We start from the raw sequence: 18,529 nt of genomic DNA on the forward strand, positions 1-18,529 counted from the left end.
AATAGATATTATGAGAAAAATTTTGATACTAAGTTTACTCTTTAGTGTAGTTCTAAGTTCTTGCTCTGCTACAAAAGCAGTTAGAGAAAAAAGAAATCTAATTAGTGGAACTTGGGAATTAACAAATGTTTCCTTTGAAGGACAACCTGGAAGTTTTAAATCGGTGATCTTTAACGATGCTCAAGACATATGTTTTGAAGGGAGTAACTGGTTTTTTAGAGACAATAACAGTACAGGACGTTATACTATCGCACAATCTACCTTATGTAATGGTGGAGATAGATACATTCGTTGGTCTGTAATAGAAAATGATTACGGTACAAGTCAATTACAATTTAAGCCAATTGATGAGAAAAATAAGGATATTTCTGGTGGTTACGGATATCGTTTAGATATTGCAAGCTTAACAGCTTCTAACATGACATTGAAATCCAACGTCATGGCTAATGGTGCGCCAGTAGCTGTAGTATATGAATTTACAAAACAATAGAATAATGAAAAATATAGGATTAAAATTAAGTACAGTATTACTTGCTGTTACCTTAACAGTTAGCTGTAGCGCTGTTAAAAATGCCAACAACAAACAAAAAGGTGCCGTTATTGGCGCTGGTAGTGGTGCTGCTATTGGCGGTATCTTAGGAAATAATATTGGAAACGGAAACAATACTGCTTTAGGTGCTATTATTGGTGCTGTAGTAGGTGGTGCTGCCGGTGGTTACATTGGTAACCGTATGGATAAGCAAGCAGAACGTATTGAAGAAGAAATTCCTGGAGCTGAGGTTACTAGAGTTGGTGAAGGAATTAATGTGGTATTTAATGAAGATGCAGGTGTGTATTTTGATACGAACAAGTCTGTCGTAAAAGGTACTTCGGCAACTACCTTAGATCGCTTGGTGGGTATTTTAAAAGAATATCCAGATTCTAACATCTTAGTAGAGGGCCATACGGATAGTGCTGGTGCAGATGATTATAACATGAATTTATCTAAGCAAAGAGCAGAATCTGTGACTAGCTATTTAAACACACATGGTATTGCAGGTAGTAGATTAACGACTAAATGGTACGGAGAAACACAACCTAAGTCAGACAATAGCACGGCAGAAGGGAAAGCAAAAAACCGCAGAGTAGAAATGGTAATTGTTGCTAGTGATGAATTGAAGCAAGAAGCCGTTCAGAAAACACAATAAAATCGTAAGATTTTTACACTTTACAAATTAAATAAATCCCGACTCTTCTGTCGGGATTTATAGTTTAAATAGGTATCTTCACTATTGTGAATACGTATGATACTATAATTATCGGAGGTGGTTTAGCCGGACTAACGGCTGCAATTCATTTAACACAAAGCAACCATCGTGTACTTGTTTTTGAAAAACAAAAATATCCACGTCATAAGGTATGCGGAGAATATGTTTCCAATGAAATTGTACCCTATTTAAATAAACTAGGCATCTCTTTATCAGAAGCTGTCGCAATAAACACCCTTCAATTTTCTACCATTCAAGGAAATACGCTTACCACCAAATTACCCTTAGGAGGTATAGGAATAAGCAGGTATGCCTTAGATTATACCTTATATACTAAAGCTCTAGAATTAGAAATTACTTTTGTTTTTGAAGGGGTGAACTCCGCTATTCTTAAGAGCGATATTTTTTATATTGAAACTGATTCTGGTAAAAAATTTACAGCTAAAACAGCGCTTGGTGCCTTTGGAAAACGCTCTAATATGGACAAGCATTTGCAACGAAGTTTTATGGATAAAAAATCTTCTTGGCTGGGTGTAAAAGCACACTATGAATTGCCTGATTTCCCAGATAACTTGGTTGCATTACATAATTTTAAAGGAGGATATGGGGGATTATCAAAAACAGAAACAGGAGCTATTAATTTTTGCTATTTAGCTAACTACAAGAGTTTTAAAAAAGAAAAAGACATCCATAGCTTTAACTCTAAAGTGATTTCTGAAAATCCGTTTTTACAGGCCTTTCTAAAAGATGCTACAACTATTTTTGATCAACCGTTAAGTATTGCGCAAATATCTTTTGAAAAGAAAGAAGCCGTAGAAAATCACCTGTTGATGTGTGGTGATTCGGCTGGACTTATCCATCCACTTTGTGGCAATGGAATGGCTATGGCTATTCATAGCGCAAAGATTGCAAGTGAATTACTAACGGTCTATCTAAACGCCCCATCACCCAATAGAAAACTATTAGAAGTTACCTATAAAAAACAATGGAATAAAGCTTTTAAACATCGTCTTTGGATGGGACGAAAATTACAGTGGCTTTTGCTCCATGATCGGGTATCAAATATCACTATGAAAATTGTAGCAAGGTCGCCCAGAATCTTGCAATTACTTATCAAACGAACCCATGGAAAACCAATCGCATGTTAATTAACCTATCAAAAAGAAGCAACCAACCAGAGTTGATGGACAGTTTTAATGAACCTATAGCATCCTTAGAACTTGTTTTTCAAGATATAAATAGCGTCAATAACCTGTTGGGTGGTAATAACATCACTATCCATGCTATCCAACAATTGATGGACGGTGATAAAAAGGAACATTATACTATTGTAGACATGGGTTGCGGGGATGGAAACATGCTCAAAGAAGTGGCATTATATTTTAGGAAACGCAACGTAAAGGCTTCGTTTATAGGCATCGATCTAAATAAAATCGCTCTTGAAATTGCCCGTAAAAACGCTAAAGAATTTCCAGAAATTAGCTTCCTTTATCAGGATATTTTGACTGTTCAAGAACACGAATTGGAATGTGACATATTAATAAACACCTTAACCATGCACCATTTTACAGACGATCAAGTGCTAATCTTCCTAAAGAAATTTACAAAACTGGCCCAGATAGGGGTTGTTATTAATGATTTACAAAGAAGTAGCTGGGCGTACTATCTATTTCACCTGTTTAGTGCTATTTTTATAAAAACAAGAATTGCAAAAATTGATGGATTGATTTCCATACGAAGAGCTTTTATCAAAAAGGAATTGGAATCATACGCAAAAAACCTGCCCAAGGTTTCTCATGACATTCAATGGAAATGGGCCTTTCGGTACTTATGGGTGATGAAACCAATAAAAAAAGTAAAGATATAGTTCGCATAATTTAAGTTAGATAAAGAAACACATGAATGATGTTAGAATAATATCCGTTGCAAAACAACTACCTGAATACAGTAGAACGACTGCTGATATTTTGCCTTTAGTTGAAGTATGGCTTGCTGGCCAAGAAGAGCGTTTTCAGCGTAAGGTGGTAAAGATTTTTAAAGGGGCTGCTGTTGATAAACGTTACAGTATTATGGCGCCAGAAGAGGTATTTGCATCTACTTCTTTTGAAGATAAAAATAAGATCTACGTTAGGGAAGTAAAAAAATTAGGGAAGCAGGTATTGCAAAAAGCTTTACAAAAATCCCATTGGGAACCAGATTCTTTGGATTATATCATCACCGTAAGCTGTACAGGCATTATGATTCCCTCTTTAGATGCCTATTTGATCAATGATTTAAATTTAAGACAGGATATTGTGCGCCTTCCCGTTACCGAAATGGGTTGTGCTGCAGGTGTTTCAGGACTTATTTACGCCACCAACTTTTTAAAAGCTAATCCAAATAAAAGAGTCGCTATTATAGCGGTAGAAAGCCCCACAGCTACTTTTCAACTAGAAGATTATTCTATGGCAAATATGGTGAGCGCTGCTATTTTTGGTGATGGTGCCGCTTGTGTCTTGATATCCTCGGAAGAAAATGCTGTAGGGCCTAAAATCATTGGAGATGAAATGTATCATTTTAAAGATGCTACGCATATGATGGGCTTCGATTTAACGAATAATGGCTTACAGATGATATTAGACCCTGCTGTACCTGCTACTATTGCTGCACATTTTCAAGATATTGTCCATCCTTTTTTGAAAAAGAATGGAAGTACTATTGAAAAAGTAGATCATTTGATTTTTCATCCTGGTGGACGCAAAATAGTACAAACCGTAGAAGAGCTTTTTGGTGCCCTAGGGAAAAATATTGACGATACACGAGAAGTGCTTCGCCTTTATGGAAATATGAGTAGTGCTACTGTTTTATATGTATTAGAGCGTTTTTTAGAAAAAGATATCCCTAAAGGAGAACAAGGACTGGTATTGAGTTTTGGTCCAGGATTCTCTGCACAACGGGTTTTATTAGAATGGTAATATGACTGAAATTTCAAAAAATAAATGGGCGGTTATCCTTGGCGGAAGTAGTGGATTAGGTCTGGCTACCGCCAAAAAACTAGCGCAACATAATATTAATCTAATTATCGTTCATCGCAGCAGAAGGAGCGATTTAGCACAGATTACAGCCGATTTTGATGCTATTAGACAACATGGAGTTCTACTTAAGAATTACAATGTAGATGGTACAAATCCCAGGAAAAGAACCGAAGTGATTGAAGATATCAAAACCTGGATAGACGCAGCGTCTATTGCTATTTTGGTACACAGTATCGCCAAAGGAAATCTTAAGCCTATGCATTCCGAAATTGAAAAAGAATTAGAGCACCAAGATTTCACGATTACCCTAGATGCCATGGCGATTAGTTTATACGACTGGACCAAAGATTTAGTAAAAAATAAGTTGTTCGCTACAGATACTCGGATAGTTTCTTTTACTAGTGAGGGCAACACCAAAGCCATACCCAATTATGCGGCAGTTTCCGTTGCTAAAGTAGCGCTAGAAGCCATAACACGTAATATAGCCTTAGAATTTGCTCCTATTGGGATAAAAGCAAATTGTATTCAGGCAGGAATTGTAGAAACAGCATCGCTTAAGATGATCCCTGGATATGAACGCATAAAAGAAAGTGCCTTGCATCGGAATCCAAACAAAAAATTAACCACCCCAGAAGACGTTGCAAATGCAGTTTATCTCTTAACTATGGAGGAAGCAAAATGGATTACAGGAACGGTGATTAAAGTAGATGGGGGAGAAAGTTTGCAATAATTATGGAATACCAAACTATTATAGCGCAATTGCCTTATACGCCTCCGTTTTTATTTGTTGACGGCTTAACGGCTGTTGATTTGAATGGTGTCTCAGGATTTTATACCTTTAAAAAAGAAGCTGATTTTTACAGAGGTCACTTTAAAGATAACCCAATAACTCCGGGTGTACTCCTAACAGAATGTTGCGCTCAAATTGGGCTAGTATGCTTAGGTATTTATCTAGTTACCTCAAGTAATACTTTAAGTAATGAAGCGCTACAAATTGCTTTAACGAGTTCGGAAATGGAATACTATTTACCCGTGTATCCTGATGAAAAAGTATATGTCACTTCTGAAAAAATATACTTTCGATTTCATAAATTGAAATGCAAAGTAAAAATGCATAATGCTGCTGGAAAACTAGTATGTAAAGGAACTATTGCAGGAATGCTTAAAAGTAAAACGAATGAATAATCGCGTGGTCATTACAGGTTTAGGGGTTTGCGCTCCAAATGGTGTAACCATTTCAGAGTTTGCTCATTCCTTAAAAAATGGAATCAGTGGTATCCGTTTCCAACAAGAATTGGATGATTTAGCCTTCGGTTGTCACATTGCAGGTAAGCCACAGGTAACAGATGCCCACAAACAGGAGTATTTTACGCCATTACAATTACGCGCTTTAAATTCTACAGGGATTGTGTATGGAGTGATCGCCGGTGTAGATGCTTGGAAAGACGCTAAATTGCCTATTGAAAATAATACTTCTCCGGATTGGGATAACGGAATTATTTTTGGAACAGGAATACTAGGTGTAGACCAATTTAGGGAATCCATTCATTTAATTGATGCCAAAAACACCAGGCGATTAGGCAGTACCTCAGTAATGCAGACTATGGCTAGCGGCATCAGCGCTTATTTAGGAGGTATCTTAGGCTGCGGCAATCAAGTTACGACCAATTCCTCTGCATGCACTACAGGCACCGAAGGTATTTTGATGGCGTATGAACGCATTAAGTTAGGCAAAGCAAAGATCATACTTACAGGCAGTTGCAGTGATAGCGGACCTTATGTTTGGGGCGGATTTGATGCCATGCGAATACTTCCAAGAACCTATAATGATAATCCTACCAAAGCCAGCAGACCTATGAGTGCCTCCGCAACTGGTTTTGTTGCAGGTAGTGGGGCGGGGGCATTGGTATTAGAATCTTTAGAGAGCGCGTTAGAACGAGGTGTTCCTATTTATGCAGAAGTACTTGGTGGTGCGGTGAATAGTGGCGGACAAAGAGGCGAAGGTACAATGACTGCGCCAAACAGTGAAGCCGTACAACGCTGTATTATCGAGGCTATAAAAGATGCTAATATAGAGGCAGCAACTATTGATGTTATCAATGGACATTTAACGGCTACCGCTAAAGACGCCTTGGAAATAGAAAATTGGAGCAAAGCCTTAGGGCGTAAAGGAGGTGATTTTCCTTATATCAATTCTTTTAAAGGCATTTTTGGGCACTGCTTAGCCGCTGCAGGGAGTATTGAGGCCGTTGCGAGTATAATGCAATTTAAAGAAAATCTCGTGTTTGGAAATATCAATTGTGAAGATCTACATCCTGAAATTACAAGTATAATAGCTCCCCAAAAAATTCCACTACAAACCATTACGCATTCCCCAGAAATTATAGCAAAAGCAAGTTTTGGCTTTGGAGATGTTAATGCTTGTGCTATTTTTAAAAGATTTAGCAATTAAACCTATCACTATTTTAAATATACCTTATGGAAACTGAAGAACGCTACCAAAAATTAAAAGAAATTATAACGATTTACCTCCCGGAAGATGTCGCTATTTCGGAGCTCACCAATGAAAGTCATTTTATAAATGAGTTAAATATCAATTCTGCCAACCTCGTAGATATTGTCCTAGATGTTGAAGATGCTTTTGATATTACGCTAGAAAATGAAGACATGGATCAGATGCTCACTGTTAACAATGCTTTACAGATTATTCAAAATAAATTAGATGCAAAATAAGTTATGCAATTTCTTCTTTCTCTTTTATAACTAGCGAAGCAACAATACCTCCAATTAACGCTAAAGCGATCACTCCTAAAGATAACCACTCTGGAAATTCTACATGATGAGACAGTAACATCTTAATCCCTACAAAGGCTAAGATCACTACCAAGCTATAGTTGATAAACCTGAACTTTTGTAACATTCTAGAAATTAAAAAATACATAGAACGTAAGCCTAAAATGGCCAAGATATTAGAGGTAAATACAATAAAAGGATCTGCCGTAATGGCTAAGATTGCAGGAATACTGTCTAAGGCAAATAATATATCTGTTAATTCAATAACAATAAGCGCTACAAATAGTGGCGTAGCGGCATTTAAACCCATTTTCTTTATAAAAAAGTCATGCCCGTTAATCTGTGTCGTTATAGGGTATACTTTTTTTATTTGTCTAAATACAAAAGAGTTTTTAGGATCAAAATTATCATCATCTCCTTTCAACATCTTAAACGCAGTATACAATAAGAATACTCCAAACACATAAATTATCCAATCAAAACGTGTAATTAATGCAACACCAAAAAGGATCATCAGGGCTCTGAATACGATAGCGCCAAGAATACCCCAAAATAACACACGGTGTTGGTATATCAACGGAATTTTGAAAGAAGTAAAAATTACTGCAATAACAAATACGTTATCTATACTTAGTGAAAGCTCAATTAAATAACCTGTAATATATTTTAAAACAGCCCCCTTGGGAGTAAGGCCCGTTGGGTTTTCTATCAAACCCGAAGAAAACAACCAATAAATAACACCACTAAAAGCTAAGGCAACGGTAACCCAAACAGCTGTCCAGATACTAGCTTCTTTTGTTTTAATAACATGGTCTTCTTTATTAAAAACACCCAAATCAAGGGCTAAAAAAATTATAATTAACACCAAAAATAATCCCCAAATCAGCATATAAAATTATTTAAAAAAGTAAAAGTAATAATGATTTGATGATATTAGCTATCTGAATAATAAAAATATTAATTCTATCGATAATCGTTGTATTGCAGTTCATTGGCTTCCTTTGTTTTATAGCCAAAAAATAGGTTATCATCGACAAACTACATTATTTATTTAGGATTAGTACCCGTACAAATCTTTCTTATATATTTATTCCGAACATTTATATGATAAAAATGAAGAATCCTGCAATTTGGACTGTTGTCCTGTTTTTTGCTGTAGGCTTTTGTCAACTGGTCGCTCAAGAAATATCCCCCGTTAAAACAACTGTTACTACAGAAAAAGACGAGGGACCTATAATATTTAAGTTTGAGCCAGAATACACTAGCGCAGAAGAAACAAAACGTCAAGAATTTAAACGAAACAGAGCTTTGGTAAATGCTCTAGAAATTTCTGATCGAAAAAGAAGAAGATTAATGAGAAAGGTTTTCTCTAAAGATTTTTCCAAATTCCTCTCAGAAATTGTTACGGCAGACACGAAGTTGGAAGACGAGCAGTAATCTTGAAATTCTTAATAAAAAGAGCGCCTTAAAATTGTACAATTTTAAGGCGCTCTTTCTTTATTTTAGAAAACAAAGTTTATTTTACTCTACTCATTTTATCTTTTCTCTTTTGAAGCTGACGTTCTAATTCATCTGTAGAAGATGCAATTGAAGCTTCAAAACTACCTTTACTAGATTCTGCAAATAATACTGGTCCAGGAATACTCAATTTAATATTACATATTAATCCGGTATCAGGAGTAGATGTATTTTCTTTTTTGAAAAAAACATCAGCACGAATTATATTATCATGTTTATCAAAAAGCTTTGTTAGTTTCTTACCTGCAAAAATTTCAAGCCTTTCACTTGCTTTTACGTCGTTATATTCAAAATTGATATTCATATATATTTAATTTAAATTGATACTCTACTTATACTTTTCTAATACTTAAAGATACCACATTTTTTCTTTAAAGTAATTGTTAAATATGCATTAATACCATATTAAATCATTTTTACTTTGAAGTATTTTTCGTACATTATAGTCAGATTTAAATACGGGAACATGGAAGATTTAAAAATTAACTCAGCACAGCAAAAAAATCTCTTCAATAATCGCAGCTATCTTATCAAATTAGAGCGGTATTCAAAAGAGTTAGATCAGTTAGATGTTAAGCTCAATAGCTATACTTGCGAGCCAAAAACAGAAGACTTATTTAAAAGAAAAAGTTTATTAAAACAGCAAATGCATCGTTTGAAAAACAAAAATCAAGAAATCATAGAAGCCGTAAAGGAACGAAAGGAACTACTAGAAAATCAAGTAGATAGAATCAAAGTGCAATTAAATGATTTTATGGTGTTACAGTCAGAATTTCAAGCATATTATACAAGTTCTCAGCAACATTAAATCATTTATGATTCTACGCTTCTTGGTAATTTTGTGTGCTTTTCTTTCTAGTATGGCATGCTCAAATTCTAAAAAACTGGTCAGTGCTAGTCCTAAAAGTATTGCTCTAGACCAACTCGTTGTACAAAAGAATTTTCAGATCTCTTCTGATTGGGCCACTCCTATGGCTACTAGTAGCATGAATTATATAGCAAACAATGGCTTACTAGGTCCTGGAAACTCACCGGGAAACATTAATTTAATAGGAAATACAAATTACCTTAGTATTAAAGGCGATAGTATAACAGCGCATTTACCTTATTTTGGCGAGCGTCAAATGGGAGGCGGCTATTCTACAAATGATACTGGTATCACATTTAATACCGTTCCTACTTCTTATGAGCAGGTTAAAAATGATAGGACGCAAACCCATACCATCAAGTTTAAAATTTCAGGAGATTCCAATGAACACTATAGTATTACAATACTTCTATTTCCTAATTGGTCAAGTGAAATTATGGTTACTAGTTCTCAAAGAACGTCTATAGGTTTTAGGGGCACCATATCAGAAATACCTCCCTTAGAAAATTAAATAGCTTTAAAGGAAGAATCACGAACAATTAAATTAGTTTTAATTTCTATTGTTTTAGATATCAACTCTTTATTAGGATGGTTAATTTCATCAATTAGCGACTTTGCAGCAATTCTACCAATACGCTCTCCGGGCTGATCTACTGTAGATAATTCTGGCTGAATAATGGTGGAATTAATAGAATTACTAAAGCCTACCACAGCAATATCTTCCGGAATTCTAACATTAAATTTATTCAATGCTTTAATAGCGCCTATCGCTGCATTGTCTGTGATGGCAAAAATAGCATCAGGCCGTACTTTCTGGCTCAATAATACATTAGTTAAGCGTTTTCCGTTATTTAAAGATATATCTTCTGTACTCTGCACTAATTTTAAGTCTAAAGGAATATTATAGGTTTTCAAGGCCCTTTTGTATCCCTGAAATCGTTTTTCAGAATTAAAAGAATTCTCTGTTTCTTTTAAGATTGCAATTCTCTTTTTTCCCAAACCTATCAAGTGTTCTACAGCATTAAATGCGGCTTCTTCTTCATTAATAACAATTTGGGTACACGGAACTTTTTCCGACACTTTATCAAATAGTACTAAAGGAATACGTTGCAAGGTTTCTAAGACCTGATGAATAGATTTTGTTTTCTTGGCTAAAGACAAAAGGATCCCATCTGCCCCAAATTGCATCATAGTTTGTAACATCTCTGTTTGCTTATTTTCTTCGTTGTTAGATTCAGAAATAATCACCCGATATCCATTTTGTTCCGCCTCTACTAAAATACCTTTTAATAAGGTAGAGGTAAATAGGTGAGAGATATTGGGCACAATGACGCCTAGAATATGTGTTCTATGCGAACGGAAGCCTTTAGCAAATAAATTGGGAACATAATTTAACTTTTCTGCTAACTCTTTAACTCTTTGAATGGTATGTGCACTTATATCAGGATGATTATTTAAAGCTCTAGATACTGTTGATACCGAGAGGTTTAGTCGTAATGCTAGGTTTTTTAAAGTAACTGTTGTTTTCTTTTCCATTAGTGTGTAGCGTTAAAACGTCCAAAAAAATATAGTAAAAAGTAAATTTAACATTTTGCAATCGTTACCGCAAACGTTTGCATAAGAAAATAGTAAAATTTTGGGTCTTTGAATATTATATTCATATAAATTCATCCTGTATTTAAACAATTAACTCAAAAACTTTTATTAACTAAACGACAAATTATGAAGAATTTAATTTTTGCATTCGTTTGCATTCTTGGATTTTCTACCGTAAACGCACAAACTGAAATTATGGGTGTGGTTACAGATGATTCCGGAATACCTGTTGCAGGAGCCAACATTATTATTAAAGGTACTACTGCAGGAACTATTTCCGATTTTGACGGAAATTATAGTTTAAGTTCGGATCTAATCGGCTCACAAACTATTCGTGTTACCTATATTGGATACGGCGCTGTGGAAAAACAAGCTAATCTAAGTGGCGGTACCGTACAAGTAAACATCGTTATGATGGAGAGTGGGGAGCAACTAGATGAGATTTTACTAACCGCTACCTCTACAACAAGATCACAAAAGGAATCTCCTTTATCAATTACCTCTTTAGGAGCAAAACAATTAGCTAAAGCAAATACAAGTAGCCAAGCAGATATTTTAATTAGTGTACCCGGAATTACTGCTGAAGGTGGTGGGGGAGAAGTTGCCTCTAACGTTTTTGTAAGAGGATTACCGTCTGGAGGTCAATACCAGTATACACCATTACAAATTGATGGTATGCCGGTATTAAGTACATTCGGACTTAATTCTTCTGCACATGATGTGTATTTCAGGAATGATATCGGAATTAAAAATTTAGAATTTGTACGTGGTGGATCTTCTATCTTATATGGAGTAGGTTCTGTTGCGGGTATTATTAATTATAACAGCATCACAGGAGGCGTGGATCAAAAAACAACCATCCGTACAGAAGTAGCGACAAACTCTCGTTACAAGGCAGATTTTGTGACTAGCGGACCTTTAGGTGGCGAAGATTCTAATACGTTCTATGCGCTTTCTGGTTTTTACAGGTATGATGATGGACCTATTAAAACAGGATTACCTACAGAAGGTTTTCAATTAAGAGGTAATCTTAAACAAGTTACTAAAAACGGATCTATTACCTTTTCAGGACAATATATAGATGATAAAGTACAGTTCTTTTTACCTTATCCTTTAGAAGGAGGTTCTCGTGATCGTCCTACAGGGAATGATGGGAACACCATTTACACGTTACAGACAGCAGCTGCTGCCAACATTTCATACTTAACTCCTGATGGGGTGTATGAGTCTCCTATAGAAGAAGGTGTAGCTACGAAAGGCGGATTTTTCTTAACGCAATTTAAGCACAACTTTTCAGACAATTTAAAGATGGATGCGAAACTGCGTTACTCTAAATATGCACACCAATTTAATTTATTTTTAGATGGTAGTGGTGTTAGTGGTGCCAATGTCGTAGAAACTCAAGCAGAATATTTAGCGGCAAGAGGTTTAACCGGTGGAGATTTTACCTATTTAAACGGACAGCCCTTAGCTGCAGATGCGTTATTATTTGAAAATAGAATCTTGGATAGAAGCAGGCCTTTATCGGAAACTATGGCAGATATTAAATTAACAAGAACGGCGGGCGATCATACCATCACCGTAGGTACTTTTATTTCTAGATCTACGGCAGGAGATTTTAATGTAATTACTAATTATTTAGGGGAATACAATAACAGACCAGATTTAGTAGAGCTGTCTGGATATTCTATTAATGGGGTAACCAATAGAGGTACTGCCTATACCAATAGAAATATTTCTAGTAATAAAATTGCCTTGTTCTTAACGGATGAAATTAAATTAGACCGTTGGAATTTAGATTTTGGTGTACGTTACGAACGTGCTTCAGGGACTATTGAAAATGAAGGGTCTACTTCTTACCTAGTAGATAATACCGGAATAGCTAATTTAGACAATGTTACGTGGGGTAATGGTAGCTGGACAAGAGGGCATGTTTCTGCAGATGATTTTGCCGTAGCCTTAGCTGGTTTGTATAAAGTAAGTGATGCCTTGAGTGCCTATGGTAACTTTTCTAGAGGCTATTTCTTTCCGGAATTAAGAGGAACAAAATTTGACGGCTTCGGGAATCCTAGTAGCTATGATACAGAGAAAATTGTTCAAGGAGAATTAGGGGTGAAGTACGGAAAAAACAACTTCTCTGGTACAGGTGCTTTATATGCTATAAACCTAAATGATCGTAGAGTAGTAAACTTTATCAATGCTCCAGGAGGTGGTTTTATAGAAGATGTAGATACGCAAGATACCAAGACCTTTGGTTTTGAAGGTACCTATAACTGGAGGTTTGTTCAAGATTTTAGCTTAAACGGATCTTTAACCGTGCAAAGTCATGAGATTACTAAATCTACTTCTAATCCTGAGTTTGAAGGAAATAAGATTTCTAGACAACCAAATTTCATCAATGCTATTGGTGTAGACTATGACAATGCTACGTTTGATGCTGGTGTTAACTATAATTATACGGGTAAAAAATATACGAATGATTCTAATTCTATTGAGTTAGATGCTATTGGCATTACGAATTTAAACCTAGGCTACACCTTTAAAACTGGTGAAGATGGTGGTACCGTTAGACTGGGTGCACAAGTATACAACCTTTTAAATTCTGAAGGAATTACAGAAGGTTCTCCACGTCTTAATAATACACAAACAGAAGAAGCTTTCTTCGTAGGTAGACCAATTCTACCAACACGTGTATTCTTAAACGCGACATTTAATTTTTAAGTTGAGTTTTATATTAAGAAACACATTGGTTCCTGAGAGCTTCCAATGTGTTTTAATTCTATGTATTTATGAAAGAACAATTAATCAAACAAGCAATTGACATTCTAAACGATAATTTCCAAGAAGGTGGTTTTACTATTCCTTGTAAAGGTTTATATCCTTTCCAGTGGAAATGGGATAGTGGTTTCATTGCCATTGGACAGGCACATTATGATATGGAAAAAGCAAAAACTGAAATTGCGACCTTATTAGATGCGCAATGGGAAAATGGATTTATACCTCATATCGTTTTTCATAATGAGAGTGATACCTATTTCCCAGGTGCCGATGTTCACCGTTCAGATTTGAGTCCACTTGCTTCCAAAAAATACAAATCTACTGGAATGACACAACCACCGGTCACAGGTTTTGTCCTTGAAGAAATGTATCGTATTGCAGAAGACAAAGAAAATCTCTTAAAGTATATTGCTACGCAAATAGATAAGGTATATGACAATCATGCGTATTTCTATACCCATAGAGATGTGAATAATGAAGGTTTAGCATTCATCTATCATAACTGGGAATCTGGTACCGATAACTCTCCTATTTGGGATGATATTTGGAAAACTATGAATCCGCCAGATTATACTTTTGAGCGCCGAGATACAACCCATGTAGATGCATCACAACGCCCCACTAAACGGGAGTACGATCATTATTTGAATATTATAGAAATTGCTAAAGAGCACAACTATAACGATGCTAAGATTGCTGCACATTCACCTTTCCTTGTTTTGGATCCTTTATTCAATGCAATGTTGATAAAATCTAACGAATCACTGATCAATTTATACCGTTTGTTAGGTAATACTGGTAAAGTAGCGCAATTAGAAGCATGGCAAAAAAAGAGTATCAAAGGGTTTAATGATAAACTTTGGGATGATACATTGAATGCCTACGTGCATTATGATTTAAGAAAAGATGCTCCTATTCGTTTTGTAACCTCCTCGTCATTTTCTGCTTTGTATGCGGGAATACCTAGTCAGGAAAGGGCAGATTTATTGCTACAAACGATGATGGGTAAATTTGGTGGTGAAGAGCTATACTTATGTGCTTCTTTTGATCCGAACAGCGATCGTTTTGATCCTAAAAAATACTGGAGAGGGCCTGTATGGATCAATATGAATTGGATTCTTCACAACGGATTAAAGCGTTATGGCTTTAATGATGTGGCGCAACGTGTTAAAGAAGATTCTATCGCTCTCATAGAAAAGAACGGCTTTTTTGAGTATTTTAATCCTATCAAAAAAGTAAATGAAACAGAAAATGTAGGATATGGTGGTAATAACTTCTCATGGAGTGCTGCTCTGCTTATAGATTTGCTTAAATAACCACAAAACCAAGCCATTATGAACTATCTAGATTATATCATCATCATAGTATATCTCCTAGCGTTTTTAGCTATGGGCTTCTTTTTTAAAGAAAATAAAACATCAGGAGATTACTTTTTAGGCGGTAAGTCTATGGGTTGGTTTCCGTTGAGTTTGTCTACCATGGCCACGCAATTATCTGCCATTAGCTTTATATCTGCCCCCGCATTTGTAGGCTTAAAAGATGGTGGAGGTATGCAATGGCTTACCTATGAATTTGGGGTGCCATTGGCCATGGCTTTTTTACTCATTGTACTTTTGCCTACTTTATATAAATCTGGAATTGTTAGTGTCTATGAATACCTAGAAAAACGATTTGATTCTTCTTCCCGGTTATTAATTAGTATTGTATTTCAAATTAGTAGGTCTGTTGCCACCGGAGTTATGGTGTATGCCATGGCACTAATCCTTCAAGCTACTATTCAGTTAGACTTTGTTGTTTCAGTGTTACTTATTGGAGTAATTACCATGATCTATTCTTTTCAAGGGGGTATGAAAGCGGTTATTTGGGGTGATGTAATACAAATGACCATTCTCTTTTTTGGTATCATTATATGTTTAGTATACGGCTTTAGTGAATTGGGAGGCATTGATAATTTCTTAACCCATGTAGATCCAGATCGTGTAAAGGCGGTCGATTTTAGTAAATGGGGTTTTAATAATGCCGATGGAAATGATGAATTTGGTTTTTGGCCTATGGTGCTAGGGGGCTTCTTTTTATACGCATCCTATTACGGAACAGACCAAACACAATCACAACGTTTACTGTCCTCTAAAGATATGCCCTCGCTAAAAAAATTACTTTTAGCTAACGGATTACTACGTTTCCCTTTCACCTTAACCTATTGTATTATGGGCTTGGTTTTGGGAACACTCTTAATGCAAGATAGTAGCTACCAAGAATTGATAGACACTGTTTATACTAGTAATTTTAGTTCCTTAGAAGGTAAAAAAGCCGATTTAATGGTACCGGTATTTATTATAAAATATTTACCTAATGGTGTTATTGGTATTCTAATTGTAGCTATTATGTCTGCCGCAATGTCTAGTTTAAGTTCTACCGTAAACTCGCTTTCGGCAGTAACTATGGAAGATATTGTAAAGCGTTTTAAGCCCAATATGCAAGATAAACAATACATCAGCTATTCTAGATATCTTTCTATATTCTGGGGACTAGTATGTTTGTTCTTTGCCTTTTTTGCAGGAAATATAGAAGGTACCGTTATTGAGGTGATCAATAAAATTAGCTCTGTTTTCTATGGTCCTATACTTGCAGTATTCATATTAGCAATTGCTACCAAAAAAACCCATGCCTTTGGGGCCAATGTGGGGATTATAGCAGGGGTATTATTTAATATGTATCTATGGCTTTATGTACCCCAAATATTTTGGTTCTGGTGGAATGCTTTAGGATGCTTGGTCACCATTATTGTTGTAATAGGCGTAAGCTATATTGTAAAAGCAAAAGCGAAAGAAGGTTTAGAGGTGGTCTACAATCCTAGTAGAAAAGAACTGGCTATTTTAGTAGTGTATTTCGGAATTATTGTAACCATAAGTACCTTACTACCAAGTATATTAAGTTAAAAAAACGCAACTATGAAATTTGTGATTGCTCCCGATAAATTTAAAGGTTCGCTAAGTGGAATTGAATTTTGTGATGCGGTAGAAGAAGGACTCCTAAAAGTATTCCCGCAAGCGGATATTGTAAAAATTCCGTTGGCGGATGGTGGCGATGGTACTGTGGAGGTAATTAAAAATTACATTCAGGGCACTATGGTTACGGTAAGCGTAAACAACCCGTTATTTGAAAAAGTAGAAGCTTCGTACTTATATTCTAGTGCCACTAAAACTGCCTATATAGAAATGGCAGAAGCCTCGGGATTAAAACTTTTAGCACCTAGTGCATACAATTGCATGATTACAAGTACGTATGGCACTGGAGAACTTATTGCCGATTGTTTAGAGCGGGGTGCAGAACATCTAATTTTAGGTATAGGAGGTAGCGCTACTAATGATGCTGGAATGGGAATGGCCGCCGCATTAGGTTATGAGTTTTTTGATGTTAACAATCAAGCGTTACAACCTATTGGTAGTAATTTGATAAAGGTTCACCATATTGCCGCAAACAAAGTCTCTAAAAAGTTACAGAAATTAAAGGTACAAGTGGCCTGTGATGTGACCAACCCTTTATATGGAAAAAATGGTGCTGCCTATATTTATGGAGCCCAAAAAGGAGCAAATGAAGCTCAAATAAAGGAGCTCGATGTAGGCTTGCAGCAATTTTCGCGGGTGCTCAATACAATGTACGGCACAGATGTACAGCAAATTGTAGGCGGTGGTGCAGCAGGAGGCATGGGAGTAGGGGTATCTATATTTTTAAAGGGCACCCTTGCTTCAGGCATAGAACTACTCAAAGAACTTGCTAATTTTGATGCCCGTATTCAAGGCGCAGATTGGATTATTACAGGCGAAGGAAAACTAGATGCTCAATCCTTATCCGGAAAAACGATCCAAGGGGTATTGACGGCGGCACATAAAGAAAAAATAAAAGTTGCGGCCTTATGCGGAGTCGTGGATTTATCCATAGAAGCTCAAGAAGCATTGGGCATCACGCATACCACCTCTATCTTAAAAGAAATTACAACGATAGAAGAAGCTATGGCCACGAGTGCTGATAACTTGGTTTTTGCGGCCTATAATTTCGCCCGTTGTATCGCTTAAAATAATGTTTTGTTCAGAAATGTGGGTTTATTATTCGGATTTCTATAAATATTGCCGAATTTTGCCCGCATTTTAAAATTGAAAAGAAGCATGACAGAAAGAGATGAGTTTTTCATGAAAAGAGCGATAGCACTTGCCGCAGAAGGTATGAATGCTAATGCTGGCGGACCTTTTGGAGCCGTGGTTGTAAAAGACGATGAAATTATCGCCGAAGGTTATAACAGAGTTACTTCTACCAATGATCCTACAGCACATGCTGAGGTAGTGGCCATTCGTGAAGCGTGTAAAAAACTAAATAATTTTGAATTAACAGATTGTACTATTTATACATCTTGTGAGCCCTGCCCAATGTGCTTAGGCGCTATTTACTGGACCCGACCAAAAATGGTTTATTTTGGGTGTAGCCGTGAAGATGCTGCTGCCATTCAGTTTGATGATCAGTTTATTTATGATGAGATTGATAAAGATATTGACGGACGTCAAATTAAGTTTGTACAACTAGCACGTAAAGACGCTTTAGAAGTGTTTAATGCTTGGGATAGTAAGCAAGATAAAAAAGAATACTAGTTTGTAGTATTAAGTACAAAGTATTGAGTATTGAGTATTGAGTATTGAGTATTGAGTATTGAGTATTGAGTA

The 18,529-nt window shown here is 36.0% G+C and carries 20 protein-coding genes; 17 read left to right on the forward strand and 3 right to left on the reverse strand.

The annotated features are described in order from the left end of the window. The first annotated feature begins 10 nt into the window (after positions 1-10). The 9 genes from BLQ19_RS12265 (at position 11) to BLQ19_RS12305 (ending at position 6,994) form a co-directional block, all read left to right on the forward strand. Positions 11-490 carry a lipocalin-like domain-containing protein gene (locus tag BLQ19_RS12265; protein WP_029665011.1) on the forward strand — a complete coding sequence of 160 codons (480 nt, stop codon included), beginning with the start codon at positions 11-13 and terminating at the stop codon, positions 488-490. A 4-nt stretch (positions 491-494) separates the two neighbouring features. Beyond that, positions 495-1,187, forward strand: coding sequence for a YiaD family glycine zipper/OmpA-like lipoprotein (locus tag BLQ19_RS12270; RefSeq protein WP_029446606.1), 693 nt, complete (start codon positions 495-497; stop codon positions 1,185-1,187). Positions 1,188-1,273: 86 nt separating this feature from the next. Beyond that, on the forward strand, positions 1,274-2,395 hold the full coding sequence (locus BLQ19_RS12275) for an NAD(P)/FAD-dependent oxidoreductase (RefSeq protein WP_074538537.1): 1,122 nt from the start codon (positions 1,274-1,276) through the stop codon (positions 2,393-2,395). Beyond that, a complete protein-coding gene (locus BLQ19_RS12280; protein ID WP_074538538.1) occupies positions 2,389-3,114 on the forward strand; it encodes a methyltransferase domain-containing protein in 726 nt (241 codons plus the stop codon). The genes BLQ19_RS12275 and BLQ19_RS12280 overlap by 7 nt, the downstream gene beginning before the upstream one ends. A gap of 31 nt (positions 3,115-3,145) precedes the next feature. Then, the gene (locus tag BLQ19_RS12285) at positions 3,146-4,201 is read left to right on the forward strand and encodes a type III polyketide synthase (RefSeq protein WP_074538539.1); all 1,056 of its coding nucleotides are present in this window, start codon (positions 3,146-3,148) and stop codon (positions 4,199-4,201) included. Between the two features lies 1 nt (position 4,202). After that, entirely contained in the window at positions 4,203-4,991 is a 789-nt protein-coding gene (locus tag BLQ19_RS12290; protein WP_074538540.1) for an SDR family oxidoreductase, read from the forward strand. A 2-nt stretch (positions 4,992-4,993) separates the two neighbouring features. Continuing rightward, positions 4,994-5,446, forward strand: a complete 453-nt coding sequence (locus tag BLQ19_RS12295) for a 3-hydroxyacyl-ACP dehydratase FabZ family protein (RefSeq protein ID WP_074538541.1) — start codon at positions 4,994-4,996, stop codon at positions 5,444-5,446. Then, positions 5,439-6,713: a beta-ketoacyl-[acyl-carrier-protein] synthase family protein gene (locus tag BLQ19_RS12300; RefSeq protein WP_074538542.1), complete on the forward strand. Its 1,275-nt coding sequence runs from the start codon at positions 5,439-5,441 to the stop codon at positions 6,711-6,713. Before BLQ19_RS12295 ends, BLQ19_RS12300 begins: the two co-directional genes overlap by 8 nt. A gap of 26 nt (positions 6,714-6,739) precedes the next feature. Continuing rightward, positions 6,740-6,994: an acyl carrier protein gene (locus BLQ19_RS12305; RefSeq protein WP_025615279.1), complete on the forward strand. Its 255-nt coding sequence runs from the start codon at positions 6,740-6,742 to the stop codon at positions 6,992-6,994. Between the two features lies 1 nt (position 6,995). On the opposite strand, the gene BLQ19_RS12310 is transcribed toward BLQ19_RS12305, so the two are convergent. Further along, positions 6,996-7,943 (reverse strand): TerC family protein, encoded by a 948-nt coding sequence (locus BLQ19_RS12310; protein WP_074538543.1) that lies wholly within the window; start codon positions 7,941-7,943, stop codon positions 6,996-6,998. Between the two features lie 224 nt (positions 7,944-8,167). On the opposite strand from BLQ19_RS12310, the gene BLQ19_RS12315 reads away from it, so the two are divergent. Continuing rightward, positions 8,168-8,491, forward strand: coding sequence for a hypothetical protein (locus BLQ19_RS12315; protein WP_139150255.1), 324 nt, complete (start codon positions 8,168-8,170; stop codon positions 8,489-8,491). A 79-nt stretch (positions 8,492-8,570) separates the two neighbouring features. Here BLQ19_RS12315 and hpf read toward each other — a convergent pair whose 3' ends face one another. Next, a complete protein-coding gene (hpf, locus tag BLQ19_RS12320; RefSeq protein ID WP_024480960.1) occupies positions 8,571-8,876 on the reverse strand; it encodes a ribosome hibernation-promoting factor, HPF/YfiA family in 306 nt (101 codons plus the stop codon). A 162-nt stretch (positions 8,877-9,038) separates the two neighbouring features. Here hpf and BLQ19_RS12325 point away from each other — a divergent pair, with 162 nt between their 5' ends. Beyond that, positions 9,039-9,380 (forward strand): hypothetical protein, encoded by a 342-nt coding sequence (locus tag BLQ19_RS12325; protein WP_024480961.1) that lies wholly within the window; start codon positions 9,039-9,041, stop codon positions 9,378-9,380. A gap of 7 nt (positions 9,381-9,387) precedes the next feature. Next, positions 9,388-9,951 (forward strand): DUF4251 domain-containing protein, encoded by a 564-nt coding sequence (locus BLQ19_RS12330; RefSeq protein ID WP_074538545.1) that lies wholly within the window; start codon positions 9,388-9,390, stop codon positions 9,949-9,951. On the opposite strand, the gene BLQ19_RS12335 is transcribed toward BLQ19_RS12330, so the two are convergent. Beyond that, the gene (locus BLQ19_RS12335) at positions 9,948-10,976 is read right to left on the reverse strand and encodes a LacI family DNA-binding transcriptional regulator (RefSeq protein ID WP_074538546.1); all 1,029 of its coding nucleotides are present in this window, start codon (positions 10,974-10,976) and stop codon (positions 9,948-9,950) included. The genes BLQ19_RS12330 and BLQ19_RS12335 overlap by 4 nt on opposite strands. Positions 10,977-11,162: 186 nt before the next feature. On the opposite strand from BLQ19_RS12335, the gene BLQ19_RS12340 reads away from it, so the two are divergent. From BLQ19_RS12340 to BLQ19_RS12360, 5 genes are all read left to right on the forward strand, one after another. Further along, positions 11,163-13,757, forward strand: coding sequence for a TonB-dependent receptor (locus tag BLQ19_RS12340; protein ID WP_074538547.1), 2,595 nt, complete (start codon positions 11,163-11,165; stop codon positions 13,755-13,757). Positions 13,758-13,825: 68 nt separating this feature from the next. After that, on the forward strand, positions 13,826-15,130 hold the full coding sequence (locus BLQ19_RS12345) for an MGH1-like glycoside hydrolase domain-containing protein (RefSeq protein WP_074538548.1): 1,305 nt from the start codon (positions 13,826-13,828) through the stop codon (positions 15,128-15,130). Positions 15,131-15,148: 18 nt separating this feature from the next. Further along, positions 15,149-16,753 (forward strand): sodium:solute symporter family protein, encoded by a 1,605-nt coding sequence (locus BLQ19_RS12350; RefSeq protein WP_074538549.1) that lies wholly within the window; start codon positions 15,149-15,151, stop codon positions 16,751-16,753. Positions 16,754-16,765: 12 nt separating this feature from the next. Further along, positions 16,766-17,890, forward strand: a complete 1,125-nt coding sequence (locus BLQ19_RS12355) for a glycerate kinase (RefSeq protein ID WP_074538550.1) — start codon at positions 16,766-16,768, stop codon at positions 17,888-17,890. 90 nt (positions 17,891-17,980) lie between these two features. Continuing rightward, positions 17,981-18,457 carry a nucleoside deaminase gene (locus BLQ19_RS12360; protein ID WP_024480968.1) on the forward strand — a complete coding sequence of 159 codons (477 nt, stop codon included), beginning with the start codon at positions 17,981-17,983 and terminating at the stop codon, positions 18,455-18,457. Positions 18,458-18,529 lie beyond the last annotated feature (72 nt).

This window comes from Cellulophaga baltica, assembly GCF_900102165.1.
Taxonomy (GTDB): Bacteria; Bacteroidota; Bacteroidia; order Flavobacteriales; family Flavobacteriaceae; genus Cellulophaga; species Cellulophaga baltica.

Coding starts and splice junctions, on each gene's coding strand:
- BLQ19_RS12300 (WP_074538542.1), top strand. CDS start 5,439: ATGAATAATCGCGTGGTCATTACAGGTTTAGGGGTTTGCGCTCCAAAT.
- BLQ19_RS12270 (WP_029446606.1), top strand. CDS start 495: ATGAAAAATATAGGATTAAAATTAAGTACAGTATTACTTGCTGTTACC.
- BLQ19_RS12310 (WP_074538543.1), bottom strand. CDS start 7,943: ATGCTGATTTGGGGATTATTTTTGGTGTTAATTATAATTTTTTTAGCC.
- BLQ19_RS12290 (WP_074538540.1), top strand. CDS start 4,203: ATGACTGAAATTTCAAAAAATAAATGGGCGGTTATCCTTGGCGGAAGT.
- BLQ19_RS12335 (WP_074538546.1), bottom strand. CDS start 10,976: ATGGAAAAGAAAACAACAGTTACTTTAAAAAACCTAGCATTACGACTA.
- BLQ19_RS12360 (WP_024480968.1), top strand. CDS start 17,981: ATGACAGAAAGAGATGAGTTTTTCATGAAAAGAGCGATAGCACTTGCC.
- BLQ19_RS12315 (WP_139150255.1), top strand. CDS start 8,168: ATGAAGAATCCTGCAATTTGGACTGTTGTCCTGTTTTTTGCTGTAGGC.
- BLQ19_RS12325 (WP_024480961.1), top strand. CDS start 9,039: ATGGAAGATTTAAAAATTAACTCAGCACAGCAAAAAAATCTCTTCAAT.
- BLQ19_RS12345 (WP_074538548.1), top strand. CDS start 13,826: ATGAAAGAACAATTAATCAAACAAGCAATTGACATTCTAAACGATAAT.
- BLQ19_RS12330 (WP_074538545.1), top strand. CDS start 9,388: ATGATTCTACGCTTCTTGGTAATTTTGTGTGCTTTTCTTTCTAGTATG.
- BLQ19_RS12305 (WP_025615279.1), top strand. CDS start 6,740: ATGGAAACTGAAGAACGCTACCAAAAATTAAAAGAAATTATAACGATT.
- hpf (WP_024480960.1), bottom strand. CDS start 8,876: ATGAATATCAATTTTGAATATAACGACGTAAAAGCAAGTGAAAGGCTT.
- BLQ19_RS12350 (WP_074538549.1), top strand. CDS start 15,149: ATGAACTATCTAGATTATATCATCATCATAGTATATCTCCTAGCGTTT.
- BLQ19_RS12265 (WP_029665011.1), top strand. CDS start 11: ATGAGAAAAATTTTGATACTAAGTTTACTCTTTAGTGTAGTTCTAAGT.
- BLQ19_RS12285 (WP_074538539.1), top strand. CDS start 3,146: ATGAATGATGTTAGAATAATATCCGTTGCAAAACAACTACCTGAATAC.
- BLQ19_RS12355 (WP_074538550.1), top strand. CDS start 16,766: ATGAAATTTGTGATTGCTCCCGATAAATTTAAAGGTTCGCTAAGTGGA.
- BLQ19_RS12280 (WP_074538538.1), top strand. CDS start 2,389: ATGTTAATTAACCTATCAAAAAGAAGCAACCAACCAGAGTTGATGGAC.
- BLQ19_RS12340 (WP_074538547.1), top strand. CDS start 11,163: ATGAAGAATTTAATTTTTGCATTCGTTTGCATTCTTGGATTTTCTACC.
- BLQ19_RS12295 (WP_074538541.1), top strand. CDS start 4,994: ATGGAATACCAAACTATTATAGCGCAATTGCCTTATACGCCTCCGTTT.